At 59.9% G+C, this 18,170-nt stretch carries 16 protein-coding genes and 1 pseudogene; 14 read left to right on the top strand and 3 right to left on the bottom strand.

Annotated features, from left to right (window positions below; genetic code table 11):
• Positions 1 to 188 precede the first annotated feature (188 nt).
• Entirely contained in the window at positions 189 to 1,583 is a 1,395-nt protein-coding gene (locus GHO03_RS20260; protein ID WP_095030252.1) for a J domain-containing protein, read from the bottom strand.
• A 787-nt stretch (positions 1,584 to 2,370) separates the two neighbouring features.
• Between GHO03_RS20260 and benA the strand changes: the two are divergent.
• The 7 genes and pseudogenes from benA to catA all read left to right on the top strand — a co-directional run.
• Positions 2,371 to 3,603, top strand: a pseudogene (benA, locus tag GHO03_RS20255) (benzoate 1,2-dioxygenase large subunit); the annotation flags it as partial.
• A complete protein-coding gene (gene benB / locus GHO03_RS20250) occupies positions 3,600 to 4,088 on the top strand; it encodes a benzoate 1,2-dioxygenase small subunit (RefSeq protein WP_153400416.1) in 489 nt (162 codons plus the stop codon). The pseudogene benA and the gene benB, both read left to right, overlap by 4 nt.
• Before the next feature lie 69 nt (positions 4,089 to 4,157).
• Positions 4,158 to 5,168, top strand: coding sequence for a benzoate 1,2-dioxygenase electron transfer component BenC (gene benC, locus GHO03_RS20245; protein WP_153380475.1), 1,011 nt, complete (start codon positions 4,158 to 4,160; stop codon positions 5,166 to 5,168).
• Between the two features lie 20 nt (positions 5,169 to 5,188).
• The gene (locus tag GHO03_RS20240) at positions 5,189 to 5,950 is read left to right on the top strand and encodes a 1,6-dihydroxycyclohexa-2,4-diene-1-carboxylate dehydrogenase (protein ID WP_153400415.1); all 762 of its coding nucleotides are present in this window, start codon (positions 5,189 to 5,191) and stop codon (positions 5,948 to 5,950) included.
• Between the two features lie 27 nt (positions 5,951 to 5,977).
• Positions 5,978 to 7,096, top strand: a complete 1,119-nt coding sequence (locus tag GHO03_RS20235) for a muconate cycloisomerase family protein (protein ID WP_153400414.1) — start codon at positions 5,978 to 5,980, stop codon at positions 7,094 to 7,096.
• Positions 7,097 to 7,223: 127 nt separating this feature from the next.
• On the top strand, positions 7,224 to 7,514 hold the full coding sequence (gene catC / locus GHO03_RS20230) for a muconolactone Delta-isomerase (protein ID WP_095018432.1): 291 nt from the start codon (positions 7,224 to 7,226) through the stop codon (positions 7,512 to 7,514).
• A gap of 42 nt (positions 7,515 to 7,556) precedes the next feature.
• Entirely contained in the window at positions 7,557 to 8,483 is a 927-nt protein-coding gene (catA, locus tag GHO03_RS20225; protein ID WP_153400413.1) for a catechol 1,2-dioxygenase, read from the top strand.
• On the opposite strand, the gene GHO03_RS20220 is transcribed toward catA, so the two are convergent.
• Positions 8,480 to 8,917 carry a GFA family protein gene (locus GHO03_RS20220; RefSeq protein ID WP_153380477.1) on the bottom strand — a complete coding sequence of 146 codons (438 nt, stop codon included), beginning with the start codon at positions 8,915 to 8,917 and terminating at the stop codon, positions 8,480 to 8,482. The two genes, catA and GHO03_RS20220, sit on opposite strands and share 4 nt — an antisense overlap.
• 168 nt (positions 8,918 to 9,085) lie before the next feature.
• On the opposite strand from GHO03_RS20220, the gene GHO03_RS20215 reads away from it, so the two are divergent.
• The 5 genes from GHO03_RS20215 to GHO03_RS20195 all read left to right on the top strand — a co-directional run bounded on the left by GHO03_RS20215 (position 9,086) and on the right by GHO03_RS20195 (position 14,621).
• Positions 9,086 to 9,949 carry a LysR family transcriptional regulator gene (locus GHO03_RS20215; RefSeq protein WP_256666468.1) on the top strand — a complete coding sequence of 288 codons (864 nt, stop codon included), beginning with the start codon at positions 9,086 to 9,088 and terminating at the stop codon, positions 9,947 to 9,949.
• A gap of 227 nt (positions 9,950 to 10,176) precedes the next feature.
• The gene (locus tag GHO03_RS20210) at positions 10,177 to 11,124 is read left to right on the top strand and encodes a sugar ABC transporter substrate-binding protein (RefSeq protein ID WP_238705493.1); all 948 of its coding nucleotides are present in this window, start codon (positions 10,177 to 10,179) and stop codon (positions 11,122 to 11,124) included.
• Positions 11,121 to 12,665 (top strand): sugar ABC transporter ATP-binding protein, encoded by a 1,545-nt coding sequence (locus tag GHO03_RS20205; RefSeq protein WP_095021159.1) that lies wholly within the window; start codon positions 11,121 to 11,123, stop codon positions 12,663 to 12,665. Before GHO03_RS20210 ends, GHO03_RS20205 begins: the two co-directional genes overlap by 4 nt.
• On the top strand, positions 12,652 to 13,647 hold the full coding sequence (locus tag GHO03_RS20200) for an ABC transporter permease (RefSeq protein WP_094999998.1): 996 nt from the start codon (positions 12,652 to 12,654) through the stop codon (positions 13,645 to 13,647). Before GHO03_RS20205 ends, GHO03_RS20200 begins: the two co-directional genes overlap by 14 nt.
• Positions 13,644 to 14,621, top strand: a complete 978-nt coding sequence (locus GHO03_RS20195) for an ABC transporter permease (protein ID WP_153400412.1) — start codon at positions 13,644 to 13,646, stop codon at positions 14,619 to 14,621. Before GHO03_RS20200 ends, GHO03_RS20195 begins: the two co-directional genes overlap by 4 nt.
• A gap of 94 nt (positions 14,622 to 14,715) precedes the next feature.
• On the opposite strand, the gene GHO03_RS20190 is transcribed toward GHO03_RS20195, so the two are convergent.
• Positions 14,716 to 15,942: an acyl-CoA dehydrogenase family protein gene (locus GHO03_RS20190; protein WP_153380483.1), complete on the bottom strand. Its 1,227-nt coding sequence runs from the start codon at positions 15,940 to 15,942 to the stop codon at positions 14,716 to 14,718.
• A gap of 261 nt (positions 15,943 to 16,203) precedes the next feature.
• On the opposite strand from GHO03_RS20190, the gene GHO03_RS20185 reads away from it, so the two are divergent.
• Both GHO03_RS20185 and GHO03_RS20180 read left to right on the top strand, forming a co-directional pair.
• On the top strand, positions 16,204 to 17,604 hold the full coding sequence (locus GHO03_RS20185; protein WP_095018438.1) for an LLM class flavin-dependent oxidoreductase: 1,401 nt from the start codon (positions 16,204 to 16,206) through the stop codon (positions 17,602 to 17,604).
• Between the two features lie 74 nt (positions 17,605 to 17,678).
• A partial coding sequence (locus GHO03_RS20180) for an FAD/NAD(P)-binding protein (protein ID WP_153400411.1) occupies positions 17,679 to 18,170 on the top strand: 492 nt, incomplete at its 3' end.

The raw sequence follows: 18,170 nt of genomic DNA, 5'->3' as shown, positions 1-18,170 counted from the left end.
ATTTCACCAACACGCTTCCTGCCTACAGGGGGCAAGTCGCCGCCCTCCAGCCTGTCTGCACTGGCAGAAACCGGCCAGAAGCTGACGTCGGTTAAGCGAGATTTTTGTGCGGCCGCACCACATGGATGCACCATTACCTATAGATATTCTTCTTGAATATGTTGGCAATGCGCAAGCCAACCTCTGAGCTAAAACTCATCTTCAGAAAGCGAGTAGGTCGCTGCGTTCCCATTCGCTACTTTATAGAGGGTGAGTGTGATCACGGCGTATTCAGTACCGCGATACGTGGTCTTTTCAGTTAATTGCATGGATTCCGATCGAGATAATCCACCGGAATTGAGATCTCGATATCGAACGTCATAGCGGCCCGACGTGAGGCTTTTCATCGTGAATTGACTGTGCGCTGGGATGAATACCTGCCGTGCCGGTCTAGCCACGGTCCCTTGTAGCGCCACGAGCTTCAAAAAGACATCCGAACTGTTTCGCCCATTGTCGATTGTGATTTCTGAATGACCGGATGTGTGGGTTTGAGGCTCGCCAGCCAGATAACCTGCGTTTTTCGGCCATGGCCTGCCATTCGGAGTTGTTTTAGGCCTGACATAGGCCGGCCTGGCGACTGCCTTCGTTGAAACTGCGGTAGGGCTATTCTGAGCTGTTTTTCCGTTAGGGTCGGTTGGTAATTGTGCAGCTACAGGCTGAGCTGAGTAGGGCATTGGTCCTCGCGGCGGGGTGTAATTAGATGCTGGTGCATTGATCACAGCAACGGCAATCCCTAAGCCTACAGCGACGACTGCACCCAAATGGATGAAGAAGCGCTTATGGATCAGCCCCCAGCTGCTTTTTAGCTGCTTGGCCTCGGTGTGGCCTCCTAGCTCCCGCATAAAAAATTCAAGGTTTCCGGTTAGGCTCTCTATCTCTTTTACTGATGCCCCTCCAGAGCTCGATTCGCTTGGTATTTTTTTGCAGTACTTCATCGCGCTTTTAGCAAGTGACTGCGCCAAGTCGGGCCGACCAGTCGCGTAGAAATAGTAAGCCTGGTAGCCCAGCATCCGGGCATTCTCAAGAGGTGGGTGTGTGCCTCCGAACATGTTCGTCACTAGCGCCTGTAGCGTATAGATCGGCCCCCACGGAAAGCCCCACCAACCCAGCAGCCAGGTGATTGCAGACGCTTTCAACGACTGCTTCTGAGCACAGTCACTACAGTAGACACCAGCTATAGGCTTCCGCAGAGTAACCAAAAGGAAGCTTTTCACGGAGCGGAAAACCACTACCCTAGGCTGGGCTGACACCTTCGCGCAGATCGTACAGATTACAGGGTCCGGGATCGCAGGCGCTGTTGGTTCGGCGCGTGTATTTTCGGGCTCCCCTCTATCGTATTCGGCTCTCAATTCCGCGTTTGAGAGCACTGCGTAAGCCTCATTCAAGAATTGAAATAGCTTAGTGGTGTCTTTCGCGGGGTTACGGTCAGGGTGCAGGTCCATCGCACGCCTGCGATATGCTGCCTTGATCTGTTCATCAGTGGCGGCGGGGCTCACGCCCAGGACTGCATAGAAACCATTAGGGTCGGTTTTGTCGCATTGCATGAAAAGATCCTTGTCATGCCAGCTGGCTAGCAGGTACATGTGGCTAAGATCGAATGGGCGCCCTCAATCGCAAACTAGTGGTTTGAGAACACTGGAGTAACGATCCGAAAAATGCCGATTCGCGGGCATCCCCTATGATAGCCAATTGCTATTTGAGCAGTCCATTTTAAACGCTAGGGGCCATGCCTGTGTCGAGGCGTGTATCGACATAAGGTGCACTCTGGAGCTTCTAGGTGAGTACAGGTTTAGCCACGAGACATATGGACTCCAATGGCGTATTCGCTCGTATTGTTATTGATGTCTAATCCAACCTGGCTGCGGGAAGCACTTTTAGCATTTCGCGGCCCGTGGATTGATCGCTGGCAAGCCAAAACTGGCCGCTGCGAGTGTCCGATCTGGGTCGACTGCTGCCGCTCATGGGTAGGAAGCCTGCCGGTCAAATCCGATGCAAATCAGTGGTCAAGTCGAATGCAAACAGGTGGTCAAGTGAATGCAATTACGCACCTATCCAACCATCGTGTCCGATAGCCCTATGGTGGTTTTTTGGTGTGTAGGAGTGGAGTCCCATAGTCTGATTTTCAGTTGTTACTGTGTTCCAGTCCATTCAGTAAATCCCACGCTTGAATCGTGATCAACGGATTGGTCAAATTTTAGGCAATAAAAGACCCAGCGATTAGGCTGGGTTTCTTGATTTGGAAGTTACAAAATTACTTCCAAATTTTACTTCCAAAAAACAAACCCTTCAAAACAGACAAGTCTATGTTTTTAAAGGAAATTATTTTGTAGCGAGGGCAACTGGATCTACCTCGCCCACGAGAGCCAGATCCCCAACGTCAACGACTTCCTGACCACCACCATGGGCCGCCAGCCGATTTTTATCGCGCGTAACAAGGCCGGTGAACTCAACGCCTTTCTCAACGCCTGCAGCCATCGCGGCGCCATGCTGTGCCGGCACAAAACCGGCAACCGCGCCAGCTATACCTGTCCGTTTCACGGCTGGACCTTCAACAACAGCGGCAAGCTGCTCAAGGTCAAGGATCCGGGCGCCGCCGGTTACCCCGAAGGCTTCAACTGCGAAGGCTCCCATGATTTGACCAAAGTGGCCCGCTTCGAGTCCTATCGCGGCTTTCTGTTTGGCAGCCTCAACCCCGATGTGAAATCCCTGGCCGAGCATCTGGGTGAATCCGCCAAGATCATCGACATGATCGTCGACCAGTCCGCCGATGGCCTGGAGGTGCTGCGCGGTGCCAGTTCCTATATCTACGAAGGCAACTGGAAACTGACCGCCGAAAACGGCGCCGATGGCTATCACGTCAGCTCCGTGCACTGGAACTACGCGGCCACGCAAAACCAGCGCACCCTGCGTGAAGCGGGTGAAGAGATCAAAACCATGAGCGCCGGCAGCTGGGCCAAGGGCGGCGGCGGTTTCTACTCCTTCGACCATGGCCATCTGCTGCTCTGGACTCGCTGGGCCAACCCCGAAGATCGTCCGGCCTACGAGCGCCGCGACGAACTGGCCCGTGATTTCGGCCAGGCCCGTGCCGACTGGATGATCGAGAACTCGCGTAACCTGTGCCTGTACCCCAATGTGTACCTGATGGACCAGTTCAGCTCGCAAATCCGCATTGCCCGGCCCATCTCCGTGAATAAGACCGAGATCACCATCTACTGCATCGCGCCCAAAGGCGAAAGCAGTGAGGCGCGCACCAAGCGCATCCGTCAGTACGAAGATTTCTTCAACGTCAGCGGCATGGCCACTCCGGACGATCTGGAAGAGTTCCGCTCCTGCCAGACCGGTTACGGTGCAGGTCGCGGCTGGAATGACATGTCTCGCGGAGCCGAACACTGGGTCGAAGGCGCCGATGCCGCCGCCGCAGAAATCGACCTCAAGCCGCTGTTGTCCGGGGTGCGTACCGAAGACGAAGGCCTGTTTGTGCTGCAACATAAATACTGGCAGCAAACCATGCTCAAGGCGGCTGGTGGCGAGCCCGCGCTGATCCCCGTGGAGGCTGTGCAATGAATAGCCTTTACCCCATCGTGCGGGATTTTCTGTACCGCGAAGCGCGTTACCTGGACGACGGCCAGTGGGATCAGTGGCTTGAGCTGTACGCCGCCGATGCCAGTTTCTGGATGCCGTGCTGGGATGACAACGACCGCCTTACCGAAGACCCGCAAAGCGAAATCTCGCTGATCTGGTACGGCAGCCGCGGTGGCCTGGAAGATCGCGTGTTCCGCATCAAGACCGAGCGCTCCAGCGCGACCGTGCCCGACACCCGCACCTCGCACAACCTGAGCAATATCGAGATCGTCGACCAGGCCGACGGCCTGTGCCAAGTGCGTTTTAACTGGCACACCCTCAGCTTTCGCTACAAGACCACCGACAGCTACTTCGGCACCAGCTTTTACACCCTCGACATGCGCGGCCCACAGCCGCTGATCAAGGCCAAGAAAGACGTGCTCAAGAATGACTACGTGCGTCAGGTCATCGACATCTACCACATCTGATCAAGGCTGTGATGCGTGCCTGAGAGTGCCTGTGGGTGCCCGGGCCGGGCATTGCCTGCGAGGTACATTATGAGTTTTCAAATTGCCCTCAACTTCGAAGACGGAGTTACCCGTTTTATCGAGACCAATGGCCAGGAAACCGTCGCTGACGCCGCTTACCGCCAGGGCATCAATATCCCGCTGGACTGCCGCGACGGTGCCTGCGGTACCTGCAAGTGCTTTGCCGAAGCTGGCCGCTACGAGCTGGGCGAGGACTATATCGAAGACGCCCTCAGCGCAGAGGAGGCCGGTCAGGGCTATGTGCTGACCTGCCAGATGCGCGCCGCCAGCGACTGCGTATTGCGGGTGCCTGCTTCTTCGACCTTGTGCAAGACCCAACAGGCCAGTTTTGATGCCGTTATCAGCAATGTGCAGCAGTTGTCCGAGAGCACCATCGCTCTGTCGATAAAGGGCGAGTCCCTGGGCAGCCTGGCGTTTTTGCCGGGCCAGTATGTCAACCTGCAGGTACCCGGCAGCGGGCAGAGCCGAGCCTATTCCTTCAGCACCCTGCAAAAGGATGGCGAGGTCAGCTTCCTGATCCGCAATGTCCCGGGCGGGCTGATGAGCAGCTTTTTGACAGGCATCGCCAGGGCTGGCGACAGCATGACCCTGGCGGGCCCTTTGGGCAGCTTTTACCTGCGTCAGATCCAGCGGCCCTTGTTGTTGCTGGCAGGTGGTACCGGGCTGGCGCCGTTCACCGCCATGCTGGAAAAAATCGCCGAGCAAGGCAGTGCCCACCCGGTTCATCTGATCTACGGCGTGAGCAACGACTTCGATCTGGTGGAGCTGGATCGCCTGCATGCCCTGAGCGAGCGCATCGCCAATTTCAGCTTCAGCGCCTGCGTGGCCAACCCGCAGAGCCAGCACCCGCTCAAGGGCTATGTGACCCAGCATATCGAGCCGGGCCACCTCAACCAGGGCGACGTCGATGTGTACCTGTGCGGCCCGCCGCCGATGGTGGAAGCGGTCAACCTGTATATCCGCGAGCAGGGCATTACCCCGGCCAATTTCTACTACGAGAAGTTTGCCGCTGCGGCCTGATACTTTGATTGGAGCTAGCCATGAACAACCGATTCCACAACAAGGTCGCGCTGGTTACCGGCGCCGCCCAGGGCATTGGCCGTCGCGTGTGCGAGCGTCTGCTGGGCGAGGGCGCGCAAGTGATTGCGGTGGACCGTTCCGAGCTGGTCTTTGAGCTGCAGGGCGAAGGCGTGCTGGCCCTGACTGCAGATCTGGAGCAATACACCGATTGTGTGCGGGTGATGGCTGCAGCGGTGAATACCTTTGGCCGCCTCGATGTGCTGGTCAACAACGTGGGCGGCACCATCTGGGCCAAACCGTTCGAGCATTACCGGGCCGAGGAAATCGAGGCCGAAGTTCGTCGCTCGCTGTTCCCCACTCTGTGGTGCTGCCATGCGGCGCTGCTCTACATGCTCGAACAGGGCAGCGGGGCGATTGTGAATGTTTCTTCAATCGCCACCCGCAGCGTCAACCGCGTTCCTTACGGCGCGGCCAAGGGCGGCGTGAATGCATTGACTGCCTGCCTGGCGTTCGAGAATGCCCAGCGCGGGATTCGTGTCAACGCCACTGCCCCTGGGGGCACTGAGGCACCACCGCGGCGGATTGCGCGCAATGAGAACGAGCAAAGCCCCGAGGAGCAAGTCTGGTACCGGCAAATCGTTGACCAGACCCTCGACAGCAGCCTGATGAAACGTTACGCCAGCCTCGATGAGCAGGTCGGCGCGATCCTGTTTCTGGCTAGCGACGAAGCCTCCTATATCACCGGCGTAACCCTGCCGGTGGGTGGCGGCGACCTCGGCTGACTTCTCTGATAAAAAAGGACAACTGCCATGAGCCAAATTCTGATTGAAAGCCTGACGACCCTGATCGTCGACCTGCCCACCATCCGCCCGCATACGCTGGCCATGCACACCATGCGCAAACAGACCCTGGTGATTGTGCGCCTGCGTTGCAGCGACGGTATCGAAGGTGTCGGTGAAGCCACTACCATCGGCGGCCTGGCCTACGGTTACGAAAGCCCGGAAAGCATCAAGGCCAATATCGATGCGCATCTGGCACCGATGCTGGTGGGCAAGCCAGCGGCCAATATCAACGCCGCCATGCACAGCCTGGACAAGATTGCCAAGGGCAATACCTTTGCCAAATCGGGTATCGAAAGCGCGTTGCTCGACGCCCAGGGCAAGCGCCTGGGGCTGGCGGTCAGCGAGTTGCTGGGCGGGCGCGTGCGCGACAGCCTGGAAGTGGCCTGGACCCTGGCCAGCGGTGACACTGCCCGTGACATTGCCGAAGCCGAGCAGATGCTCGACCTGCGACGCCACCGCATCTTCAAATTGAAGATCGGTGCCAACCCGCTGGAGCAGGACCTCAAATATGTGCTGGCGATCAAAAAGGCCCTGGGTGAGCGCGCCAGTGTGCGGGTTGACGTCAACCAGTATTGGGACGAGTCCCAGGCCATTCGTGGTTGCCAGGTGCTAGGTGACCACGGTATCGACCTGATCGAACAGCCGATTTCCCGGGCTAATCGTTCAGGGCAGGTGCGTCTGAATCTGCGCAGCCCGGCGCCGATCATGGCCGACGAATCCATCGAAAGTGTCGAGGACGCCTTCAGTCTGGCGGCGGACGGTGCGGCCAGTGTATTTGCCCTCAAGATCGCGAAAAACGGCGGGCCCCGTGCAGTGCTGCGCACTGCTCATATCGCCGAGGCCGCCGGTATCGCCCTGTATGGCGGCACCATGCTTGAAGGCTCGGTGGGCACCCTGGCCTCGGCCCATGTTTTCCTCACCCTCAAGCAACTGACCTGGGGCACCGAGCTGTTCGGGCCACTGCTGCTGACCGAAGACATCGTCACCGAGGCGCCGCAGTACCGTGATTTTGAGCTGCATATCCCGCGCACTCCAGGCCTGGGCCTGACGCTGGACGAAGAGCGCCTGGCCCGTTTTAGCCGCTGACACTCTGAAAAACCCCTGTGGCAGCGGGCTTGCTCGCGATGCAGACGACTCGGTGCATCCGCGCTGATGCTATCGCGAGCAAGCCCGCTCCCACAGCCACTTCCCCTATTTCTTCAAGGAGAGCCCCATGCTTTTCCACGTAAAAATGACCGTAAATCTGCCCCTGGACATGGACCCGACCAAGGCCGCAAAACTCAAAGCCGACGAAAAGCAACTGGCTCAACGGCTGCAGCAGGAAGGCACCTGGCGCCATCTGTGGCGCATCGCCGGGCACTACGCCAACTACAGCGTGTTCGACGTGGTCAGTGTCGAAGAACTGCATGACACCCTGCTGCAATTGCCGCTCTTTCCCTACATGGATATCGAGATTGAAGGGCTGTGCCGCCACCCGTCCTCGATCCACAGCGACGACCGCTAACGCTTTCTATCCCTTGCACAAGAACAAGATGAGGTGAGCCCCATGACCGTGAAAATTTCCCACACCGAAGTCATCCAGCGCTTCTTCAAGGAAGCCGCAGGTTTTTCCAGCGATAACGGCAACCCGCGCCTGAAAAGCATCATCCTGCGCATCTTGCAGGACAGCGCCAGAATCATCGAAGACCTGGACATCACTGAAGATGAATTCTGGAAGTCCGTGGACTATCTCAACCGCCTGGGCGGCCGCTCGGAAGCCGGGCTGCTGGTGGCCGGGCTGGGCATCGAGCATTTTATCGACCTGTTGCAGGACGCCAAGGACGAGCAGGCCGGTCAGACTGGCGGCGCCCCGCGTACCATCGAAGGCCCGCTGTATGTGGCCGGTGCCCCGGTGTACGAAGGGTTGGCACGGATGGACGACGGCAGCGAGGAGGGTGTTGCCACCGTGATGTTCCTCGAAGGGCAGGTGTTCGATCTTTCGGGCCAACCGCTGGCCGGTGCCACGGTTGATCTATGGCACGCCAACACCAAGGGTACCTACTCGTTCTTTGACCAGAGCCAGTCCGAGTACAATCTGCGCCGACGTATCATCACCGATGCCCAGGGCCGCTACCGTGCCCGCAGCATCGTGCCCTCGGGCTATGGCTGCGACCCGCAGGGGCCGACCCAGGAATGCCTTGACCAACTGGGCCGTCACGGCCAGCGTCCGGCCCATGTGCACTTCTTTATCTCGGCTCCCGGTCACCGTCACCTGACCACCCAGATCAACCTGTCCGGGGACAAGTACCTGTGGGACGACTTTGCCTATGCCACCCGCGACGGCCTGGTGGGTGAAGTGCAGTTTCGCGACGACGGTGCCCGTGGTGTTGCCGGGCGATATGCCGAGTTGAGGTTTGACTTCCAGTTGCAACAGGCCGTCGCGCCTGCTGCCGAACAGCGCAGCCATCGCCCGCGGGCCTTGCAGCAGGTCTAACGGGCGGCCAGTGCCTGGGCAAACTGCTCCGGCGTGGGGCTTTCCTGCCAGTGCGCCGCGCTGTCGGCCAGCACCAGCCAGGGTTGTTTGTGCCTGAGCCAGATATGCGCGACCGGCTGCAATGACGGGCTGTGATCCAGGGTGCCGGCCCGTAACACGCACAGCCCGGGGGCTGCCGTAGTGGTGTTGTAAATGGGGGTGTGGCAACGGCTGCACAGTACGTGTTCACTGCGCTGGCCATTGCTGTCATGGGTGCAGGTCTGCAATGGGCCTGTGACCCTGATTGCGTCTGCGGGCAGCAGGCTGTGCAGGGCAAATGCGCTGCCGCTACGGGTCTGGCAGTCGCGGCAGTGGCACGCGTAGACGACTGGCGCCACCTCGGTATGGAGGGTATAGCTCACAGCCGTGCAGTAACATTTGCCGGTGACAATCATGAAGTATTCCTTGAAGCTTGTGGTGTGCTGGAGCAGGCAATGCCTGCGGGATATGCTCGGCCAGCATGACGCAGCGCCGGGTGAAAGAACATCCGTCAAAATTGCCCTACGGCTCACAGGAAATGTATAGCCCCCCCGCAATTGCAATGGGAAACCCAGCGCGCCTTTTTGGCGGTTTTGCGTACCGGCAGTCTGTCCGGAGCCGCCCGCTTGCTCGGTATTGCCCAGGCCACCGCGCGGCGGCGCATTGAAACGCTGGAACAAAGTGTGGGCGTGAGCCTGTTTATCCGCTCACCCGGCGGGCTGATGCCCACCGAGATGGCCAGGGATCTGATTAGCCATGTTGAGAACATGGCCCTGGCAGCCGAAGCATTCACTCGCGCGGCGTCTGCTGATGTCGCGCAGTCCAGCGGCACCGTGCGCCTGACCAGCAGCAAGCTGCTGGGGGTTGAAGTGTTGCCGCCGATGCTGGCCACGCTGCACCGTACCTATGGGCAGCTGGCAATTGAGTTGAGTGTGTCGGATCGTTTGCAGGCATTGGACCGTCAGGAAGCGGATGTGGCAGTACGTATCCGCCGGCCCACGCAAGGCGCTGTGGTTGCACGTAAAGTCGGTGACTTACAGGTCGGGCTATACGCCAGCGGCCAATTGTTGGCGCAACACGGTGTGCCGGGCAGTGTCGCCGAGCTGTCGCAGTACCCGTTGATCGGGCCGGATCGTAATCTGGCAGAAGTGGATTTTCTGCGTGACCGCGGCTTTGATTGCTCGGCACCGCGCACGCTGTTTCGCAGTGACGATCATCTCGCGCAACAGGCCGCTATTCGCGCCGGAGTGGGCCTGGGTGTGTGCCCGGCGCAACTGGCGCAGCGTTACGGTCTGGTACGGGTGTTGCCCGACCAAGTGGATTTTGCCGTGGATGTGTGGATTGCCATGCACCAGGATATGCGCAGGGTCCAGCGTATCAGCCTGGTTTTCGATGAGTTGGGCCAGGCTCTCGCAACGTTTTTGACGACGGGCTGTGCAGCGACCTGAGCATTTAGCCCGATGTACAAGTGTTGGCCCGGCAACAGTCATCCAACAGACTGTGGCCAAACAGGCAGCGCTGTCCCTTGCGCAACAGCGAGAGCCCCGGCCCCACAGGGTGGAAGTGCTGCGGCATGGTCTGTGCAAAGCTCCTGGAAATACCCTTCAGGAACACTGTCATGCCTGCAGCCACCTCGCGCAAACCGCACTTTTTCCCTACACGCTTCTGGCAGGCCATGGCGCTGGCGGTGGTCAGCGTCGGGCTGGGCACACTGGCCCATGCCGACGACAACGATGTGCCTTCCCTGGCCGGCAAACGCATTGCCATCAGCATGACCGGCACCAGTCACTACTTTGATGTCAAAGCCTTCGACGCCCAGGTTGCCGAAGTCAGGCGCCTGGGCGGCACACCGATCACCCTGGATGCTGGGCGCAACGATAAAAACCTGGTGACCCAACTGCAAACCGTGGTCACCCAGAAACCCGATGCGGTGATCCAGACCCTGGGCACCCTGAGCGTGATCGATCCCTGGCTCAAGCGTATCAGCAAGGCCGGCATTCCTCTGTTTACGATTGATGCGCCGTCGCAATACAGCCTCAATAACACCACATCGGACAACGTCGCCACCGGCAAGCATCTGGCCGACCAGTTGGTAGCCGACAGTGGCGCCAAGGGCAATATTCTGGTGTTCAACGGCTTTTACGGGGTGCCGGTGTGTGCGATCCGCTATGACCAGCTCAAACTGGCGCTCAAGGATCATCCCGAGCTGAAAATCATTGATCCCGAACTGCGTGATGTGATCCCCAATACCGTGCAGGACGCCTACAGTCAGGTCAGTGCACTGCTCAACAAATACCCCAAGGGCAGCGTAACCGCGATCTGGTCTGCCTGGGATATTCCGCAATTGGGCGCGAGCAAGGCGTTGGTGGATGCCGGGCGTACGGAGATCAAGACCTATGGCGTCGATGGCACGCCCGAAGTGCTGGAGTTGCTCAAACGCAGCGACTCGCCGGTCGGTGCGGTGATAGCCCAGCAACCGGCTTTGATCGGCAAAACCGCTGTGCAAAACGTGGCGCGCTATCTGGCCGGGCAACATGACCTGCCCAGGGAAACCCAGGTGCCGACCCTGCTGACTACTGCTGCGAACCTTGAGCAGGTGCAAAAGCTGCGAGGCGATCAGTGACGTCTCCCGCCCTGCATTTGCAGGGCATCACCAAGTCTTTCGGGGCCACCCGGGCGCTGGATGGCGTTGATCTGCGCGTCGAGCAAGGCTCCATTCACGGGCTGGTCGGTGAAAACGGTGCCGGTAAATCAACCCTGATCAAAGTGCTGGCAGGTATCCATCGGGCCGACAGTGGCACCCTGGCAGTGGACGGGCAGTCTTTTGCGGCGTTGAGCCCGCGGCAGATTGAGGCGCTGGGCGTGCATTTCATTCACCAGGAGCGCTTGTTGCCCGCCAGTTTTACCGTAGGGGAAGCGCTGTTCTTCGGCCGCGAACTCCGGTGCGGGCCTTTTATCCGCCGGCGTGCCCAGGACCGCGAGGCCGCACGGTTGTTGCGTGAGTATTTCGACCTGGAGTTCCCCGCCGGGGCGCTGGTCAGCGAGCTGGACAGCGCCCGGCGACAGATTCTGCAAATTACCCGGGCCTTGCTGGCCAAGCCGAAAGTCCTGGTGTTCGACGAGCCCAGCGTGTCACTGGTCAAGCGCGAGGTTGACCAGTTGCTGGCCATTATCCGCCGTCTGCGCGATCAGGGTCTGACGATTGTGTATATCTCCCATTATCTGCAAGAAATCCAAAGCCTGTGCGACCGGGTCACCGTGTTGCGCAATGGTCGTGCCGTGGCGGTGGTGGATCCGCGCAGTACTTCGACGGCACAGATTGCCCGGTTGATGGTCAATCGCGAGGTCGGCGAGATGTACCCCAAGGCCGTGGTAACGCCGGGTGAGGTGGTGCTCGAACTGAAGGGGCTCAGTGCTGGTCTGGCGTATCGCGATATCCACTTGAGCCTGCGCAAAGGTGAAGTGTTGGGGCTGACCGGGCTGGTGGGTTCTGGTGCCAAGGAACTGTTCAAGACTTTGTTTGGTCTGGTGCAGCCCGAGCAGGGCAGCGTGCATTTGCAAGGACGCCTTACGCGCCTCAAGTCGCCCCGCGATGCGGTGCGCAAAGGTATCGCGCTGGTGCCCGAAGAGCGCCGCAGCCACGGGGTAGCACCACTGCTTTCGGTCATGGAAAACCTGACCCTGGCCGGCTTGTCGCGCTTTAGTCGCTGGGGGCTGTTGAGTTCTGCGGCACAGGTTCGGGAAAGCGATCGGCTGATTGCCGAGCTGGGGATCAAGACCGCCGGACATGACGCCAGGGTCTCGCAGTTGAGTGGCGGCAATCAGCAAAAAGTCGCGCTGGGTAAATGGCTAGGGAAGGGCTGTGCGGTGTATCTGCTCGACGAACCCAGTGTCGGCATCGATATCGGCGCCAAGGTCGAGATCTATCGCCTGATCGGCCGCTTGGCCAAGCAAGGTGCGGCGGTGCTCGTGCTGTCTTCTGATTTACCGGAGCTGATTGGCATTAGTGACCGGATTCTGGTGATGCACCGTGGTGCGCTGGCCGGTGAATTCGATGCCCGCGAGGTCGACAGCGATCGTTTGCTGGCCTGTGCCACGGGGGCGCGGGAATTAGCCACTGTGGCCCTTGAATGCGAGCAGGAGCCTGCACATGCCTTCGTCTGAAATCCTCGTCCAACCGCTGGCCCGACGGCTTGGCTTGCTGCTTCTGAGGCGCGGCTCACTGCTGGCGCTTTTGCTGATTCTGGCGGTGTTCGCCGTGAGTGCGCCAAACTTCCTCAGCCCGGGCAATATCGCCAACGTGTTTGCCCAGTCGGCGATCCTCGGCATTCTCGCCTTCGGCCTTACCTGTGTGGTGATTGGTGGTGGTTCCAATGTGGTTTCGGGTGGCCTTGACCTGTCGCTGGCGGCCAATCTGGGCCTCTGTGCAGCGGTCTACAGCAGCCTGAACAATGCGGGGCTGAACGCCGCGCAAGCAATTGGCCTGACCTTGCTCTGCGGGCTGGCGGTGGGTGCCCTGAACGGTTTTACCGTAGTGGTGCTGCGTCTGCCGCCGCTGCTCGCCACCCTGGCGAGCATGAACCTGATTGCCGGGCTGGAGCTGGTGCTGACCCAAAACAGCGTACTGCCCACCGACTCGGCCTTGCTCGACATCCTGGCCACTGGTGAATGGCTGCGGGTACCCGTACTGGCCTGGGTGTTGCTGGGGGTTGCCTTGCTGCTGGGCTTGTTGATTCAGCACAGCCCTTATGGCTTGCGCCTGTATGCGGTGGGCGAATACCCCCAGGCGGCGCGGGCGGCCGGGCTGGGCGTAGGCCGCTATGTGTTTTCCAGCTACCTGATTGCCGGGCTGTGTGCAGCGGTTGCAGCATTTTGTTCGGCGGCATTTTTCAGCGGCAGCACCACCGGTTCCGGGGACATGCTGCTGTCGGTTGTGGCCATTGCTTTTCTCGGTGTGGTGTTCTCCCGGCGGCTGGTGGCGAATATCCCCGGCACCTTGTTGGCAACGTTGCTGCTGGGTTTCTTGATTAACGGTTTCCAACTGCTGAACATCGCCAGCTTCTGGGTCAACGGTGTGCAGGGGGTGCTGATTCTATTGGTGGTGGCCATGTCCAGTGCCTTGCGCAAAGAGGAGGGTGGACAATGACTACGCTCGCTGCAACGCCGGTATCCGCGGTGCTTATATCCCGCCTGCTGCGCGGTATTCTGCCGCTCTTGATCGTTGTGATCGTGGTTTTTTTCGCTGTGGCTGCGCCGGGATTTTTGACCCTGGGCAATTTGAGCAGCCTGCTGCTGAACAACTTCGTGCTGTTGGCGATTGTTGCCATTGGCATGACCTGGGCTGTGGCGGCAGGGGGGATCGACCTGTCGGTGGGCACCGCGGCGGATTTCGCCAGCCTGGCTTTTGTCGTGCTGCTAAATGGCGGTCATGGCCTGCCCGTTGCCATCCCCGGCGCCCTGCTGGCCGGGGCGCTGGTGGGGGGCTTTAATGCGGGGCTGATCGCGGGTCTTGGCATCACGCCATTTCTGGCGACACTGGGCACCTTGTTTATCGGCACCAGTGTTCAGCAGTTGCTGTCCGAGGGTGGGCAGCCGATCTATATCGCGCAGAACCTGTTGCCGGGGATTAGCGCGATGTCATGGTTGGGTGTGCCCTTGCCTTTGTGGCTGGTGCTGGGTGTGGCGACGGTATACGGGGTGATTCTGGCCCGAGGGCGGTTGGGGCGAGAAATTCTCGCGGTTGGCACTCAGGTGCAACTGGCGCGATATTCGGGCCTGTCGATCCGCCAGATCAGCCTCAAGGTGTTTATTGCCAGCGCGCTGGCCTGTGCCGTGGCCGGGATTGTGCTCAGTTCCACGGTCAATGCTTATGTACCGATGTCGGGCAATGCGTTTTTGATCAATGCCATCGGTGCAGTGTTTATGGGCACTACCTTGAGTCGCAACGGACGCGCCAACATCCCCGGCACGTTGCTGGGGGTGTTGTTTATCAATGTGATTGCCAATGGGTTGCTGTTGATCGGCTGGAATTTCTATTGGCAGCAGGTGGCGACCGGGGCGCTGATTTTGCTGGTGCTGGCGTTCAGTTTTGGCAGTCGGCGATTGCAGGCGCAGCAGTAAGCCTGAAGGGGCTGGTTTGCCTGCGGTGGCAGCCCTGTGCTGGTGCGAATGCCCCGCGCTGTCTGCATCGCGAGGCCCGCGGCCACACCGCTGTCTAGCCTGCTTTGAGGCTATTGCCGATCTGCCAAACATACAGCGGCGCAGTACCGTTAACCGCCCAGTCCCCGACAATCCGCGCCTTGTAGATCCACGGGTTGTGGGAGGCCGCAGTGCGAGCATTGCGCCAGTGGCGATCCAGCGCCTTGCTGACGCTGACCCCGGAGGCTCCCAACGCATTGAACAGATCGCTGGTGGCCCGCAGAATCAATTCCGACACCACCACCTGGGCTTTGGAAGTCTCGATTTCGGCGTCGATATTGGCCTGGCGCTCGGCTTCAATATCCTCGGCCAGGCGTGCGACATAGGCCCTCTGCAGCGATTCGGCCGAGCGTAGGGTCAGCGCCTCGGCTGCGTAGACCTGAGCCGATATCTGCCCGACCACTTGCAGGATTTGCGCATCGCCACTGGCGGTCTCGGCATTGCCGTGGCTGAACACCCGCTTGCGTTCACGCACTTCTTGCGCAATATCGCGCTCCACCGCACGACCAATACCCGTGAGTACGGCCAGCAGCACCAGTTGGTAAAAAGCGGTCTGGTATTTGAAACGTGTTTCGAAGGGGATTACGTGTTCGGCGCTCAGCGGCACGTCGACATACACCGAAGTGCCGCTGCCCGTGGTGCGCTGGCCAAAGCCGTCCCAGTCATCGCTCTGGGTGACACCGGGGTGATGGGCATGCACCAGGGCAATCACATCGGCGCCGTTGTCCGAACGCTGGGCATAGACATCTATCCAGTCGGCAAAGAGGCTGCCGGTACTGTAGTACTTGGCGCCGTTGAGGAGGTACTTGTCGCCGTGGGGGGTGATCCTGGTGAGGATTTCCCCCAGTTTTACCGCGCCCACTTCAGTCCAGCCATTGCCCACCAGCTCGCCCGCCACAAAACGTGCGAACCATGCCCCGCGTTCCGGGCTTGGCGAAGCGTTGAGACGGTCTTCGACAAAGGCAAAATGGCCGCGCAGGGCTTGCGGGATATTGGAGTCGGCCTCGGCCAGCTCGATCAGCAACTGGAACAATTGGCCGATGGACGCTCCGGAGCCGCCGTATTCAATCGGCACCCGCACTGCGCCAAAACCTGCCTGCTTGAGCCAGCGGATAGGTTCATGGGGCAACTCGCGGGCCTGTTCGCGTTCAAGCGTGCCGGCGGCGATTTTGCGAAACAGCGGGCGAAAACGATTGGCCAGGGTCTCGTAGTCGGTGCCCACGGACAGAGGTGATGCGGTCATGGCAGTTCTCCTGAAATGGAAGGTTCCTGTCGTGGGGGGTTGCAGGGTTTGTGCCGCAGGCGACGAGCCCGCAAAACCGGGAGTCAGGCCTTGGCAACTGACTGCTGAGCAACAGTTAACAATCAGGTTGTACGCAAATCGCACAGCAATGAGCACCAAGAATCCTTGCGCGGGCAAGCAGGCTCGTACTCGCAAGGCAGGGGCATGTCCGGCACGGCCTGTGCAATAGCGCTTTCAAAAGCCTTGCCGTGGAGTAATTGGATGTCCCGTGAAATCCGTCTCAATGCCTTCGATATGAACTGTGTCGGTCATCAATCCCCGGGCTTGTGGGCCCACCCCCGTGATCGCTCGTGGCAGTACAAGGACCTTGAATACTGGACAGACCTGGCCAGGATCCTTGAGCGTGGCAAGTTCGACGGACTGTTTATCGCCGATGTGCTGGGAATCTATGACGTGTATCGCGGCAATGGCGATGCGGCGATCCGCCAGGGCGTGCAGGTGCCGGTCAATGACCCGCTGCAACTGATCCCGCCGATGGCGCTGGTGACCGAGCACCTGGGGTTTGGCCTGACCGCCTCATTGTCGTTTGAGCATCCGTATCCGTTCGCTCGTCGGCTGTCGACCCTTGACCATCTGACCAAAGGCCGTGCAGGGTGGAATATTGTCACTTCGTATCTGGAAAGCGGCGCCAGGAACATCGGGCAGCAAGCGCTGACCGAGCACGATGCGCGCTATGACTATGCCCAGGAATATCTGGAAGTTTGCTACAAGCTCTGGGAAGGCAGCTGGGAAGAGGGCGCCATCCTGCGCGACCGCGAGCGACGGGTGTTCAGCGACCCGGGCAAAATTCATGAAATCCACCACTACGGCAAACATTTCCAGGTGCCGGGCATTCACCTCTGTGAACCCTCGCCGCAGCGCACTCCGGTGCTCTATCAGGCAGGGGCGTCCGGCCGGGGCAAGCAGTTTGCCGCCGAGCAGGCCGAGTGCGTATTTGTCGCGGCGCCGTCCAAGGTGCTGTTGAAAAAAACCGTCGCCGATATCCGCCGCCGTGCGGCCGAAGCCGGGCGAGACCCTGCCAAAATCCTGATTTTCAATCTGCAGACAGTGATCCTCGGCGAGACCGATGCCCTGGCCAAGGCCAAGTTCGAAGAATACAAAAGCTACGTCAGCTACGAAGGCGCAATGGCCCTGATCAGCGGCTGGACCGGCATTGATTTCAGTCAGTTCAAGCCTGACGAGCCGCTCAAACATGTGCACACCAATGCCATTCAGTCGGCGGTCGAGACCTTTTCCACGGCGGACCCCAACACTGTCTGGACCCCCAATGCCCTGGCCGACTGGGTGGGCATCGGCGGCTTTGGCCCGCTGTTTGTCGGCAGCCCGGAAACCGTGGCTGACCTGCTCGAAGAATGGGTGGCCGAGACCGATGTGGACGGTTTCAACCTGGCTTACGCCATCACCCACGAGACCTTTATCGACGCCGTCGAGCTGTTGGTGCCGGAACTGCAAAAACGCGGCGTGTACAAGAAGGACTACGCGCCGGGGACTCTGCGCGAGAAGCTGTTTGGCGAAGGTCCGCGTCTGGCACACGGGCATCCGGGGGCGGGCTACCGCAACCTGGGCGAACTCAACCGCAGCCGCGCAACAGAGCCTGCTTGAAACCAGGGGCTGGACACAGGCAGGGTCAGTGACTGACTCTGCGTTCAGCGCTCAATAAATCCAGGAACGAGTGAATGACCTCAAGTGATGTGCCAAGCGGACAGGCAACCCCTGCCATCCGCACGGCCGATATTCTGATTGTTGGCGGTGGCCTGAGCGGTACGTTGCTGGCCATGCAACTGCTGCGCTTGCCGGGTGCCCGGCATATCGTGGTGCTGGAACCCCGGGCCGAACTGGGCCGGGGCGAGGCCTACAGCGCCACCGAGCTGGGCCATACCCTTAACGGCAATGCCGCGCGCATGAGCGTCGAACCGGATGATGCCGACGACCTGATCCGCTGGCTGCAGGCTCATATCGCCGGGGGTGGCTGGCCCGAGTCCGGGGTGCAGCAGGTGCCGGTTGCCGAGCTGTTCCCGCCGCGAGGGCTGTTTGGTGTGTATGCCCGCCAGCGTCTGGCCGAAGCACAGGCCATCGGCGCAGCGCAGGGCTCAAGCCTGAGCCATGTGCGTGATGAAGTGATCGATCTGCAAACCCCGGGGCAGGGTGTTATCGCCACACTCAAGGAC

This window comes from Pseudomonas sp. FSL R10-1339 (genome assembly GCF_009600545.1).
Classification (GTDB): Bacteria; Pseudomonadota; Gammaproteobacteria; order Pseudomonadales; family Pseudomonadaceae; genus Aquipseudomonas; species Aquipseudomonas bubulae.
Note: the sequence above shows the minus strand (reverse complement) of the source record. Positions and strands in the feature narration are given on the sequence as shown.

Bases quoted from the DNA above. Each gene is read 5' to 3' on its own strand.
- GHO03_RS20210 (WP_238705493.1), top strand. From the start codon at position 10,177: ATGGCGCTGGCGGTGGTCAGCGTCGGGCTGGGCACACTGGCCCATGCC.
- benB (WP_153400416.1), top strand. From the start codon at position 3,600: ATGAATAGCCTTTACCCCATCGTGCGGGATTTTCTGTACCGCGAAGCG.
- GHO03_RS20185 (WP_095018438.1), top strand. From the start codon at position 16,204: ATGTCCCGTGAAATCCGTCTCAATGCCTTCGATATGAACTGTGTCGGT.
- catC (WP_095018432.1), top strand. From the start codon at position 7,224: ATGCTTTTCCACGTAAAAATGACCGTAAATCTGCCCCTGGACATGGAC.
- GHO03_RS20260 (WP_095030252.1), bottom strand. From the start codon at position 1,583: ATGCAATGCGACAAAACCGACCCTAATGGTTTCTATGCAGTCCTGGGC.
- GHO03_RS20240 (WP_153400415.1), top strand. From the start codon at position 5,189: ATGAACAACCGATTCCACAACAAGGTCGCGCTGGTTACCGGCGCCGCC.
- GHO03_RS20195 (WP_153400412.1), top strand. From the start codon at position 13,644: ATGACTACGCTCGCTGCAACGCCGGTATCCGCGGTGCTTATATCCCGC.
- GHO03_RS20235 (WP_153400414.1), top strand. From the start codon at position 5,978: ATGAGCCAAATTCTGATTGAAAGCCTGACGACCCTGATCGTCGACCTG.
- GHO03_RS20220 (WP_153380477.1), bottom strand. From the start codon at position 8,917: ATGATTGTCACCGGCAAATGTTACTGCACGGCTGTGAGCTATACCCTC.
- catA (WP_153400413.1), top strand. From the start codon at position 7,557: ATGACCGTGAAAATTTCCCACACCGAAGTCATCCAGCGCTTCTTCAAG.
- GHO03_RS20200 (WP_094999998.1), top strand. From the start codon at position 12,652: ATGCCTTCGTCTGAAATCCTCGTCCAACCGCTGGCCCGACGGCTTGGC.
- benC (WP_153380475.1), top strand. From the start codon at position 4,158: ATGAGTTTTCAAATTGCCCTCAACTTCGAAGACGGAGTTACCCGTTTT.
- GHO03_RS20190 (WP_153380483.1), bottom strand. From the start codon at position 15,942: ATGACCGCATCACCTCTGTCCGTGGGCACCGACTACGAGACCCTGGCC.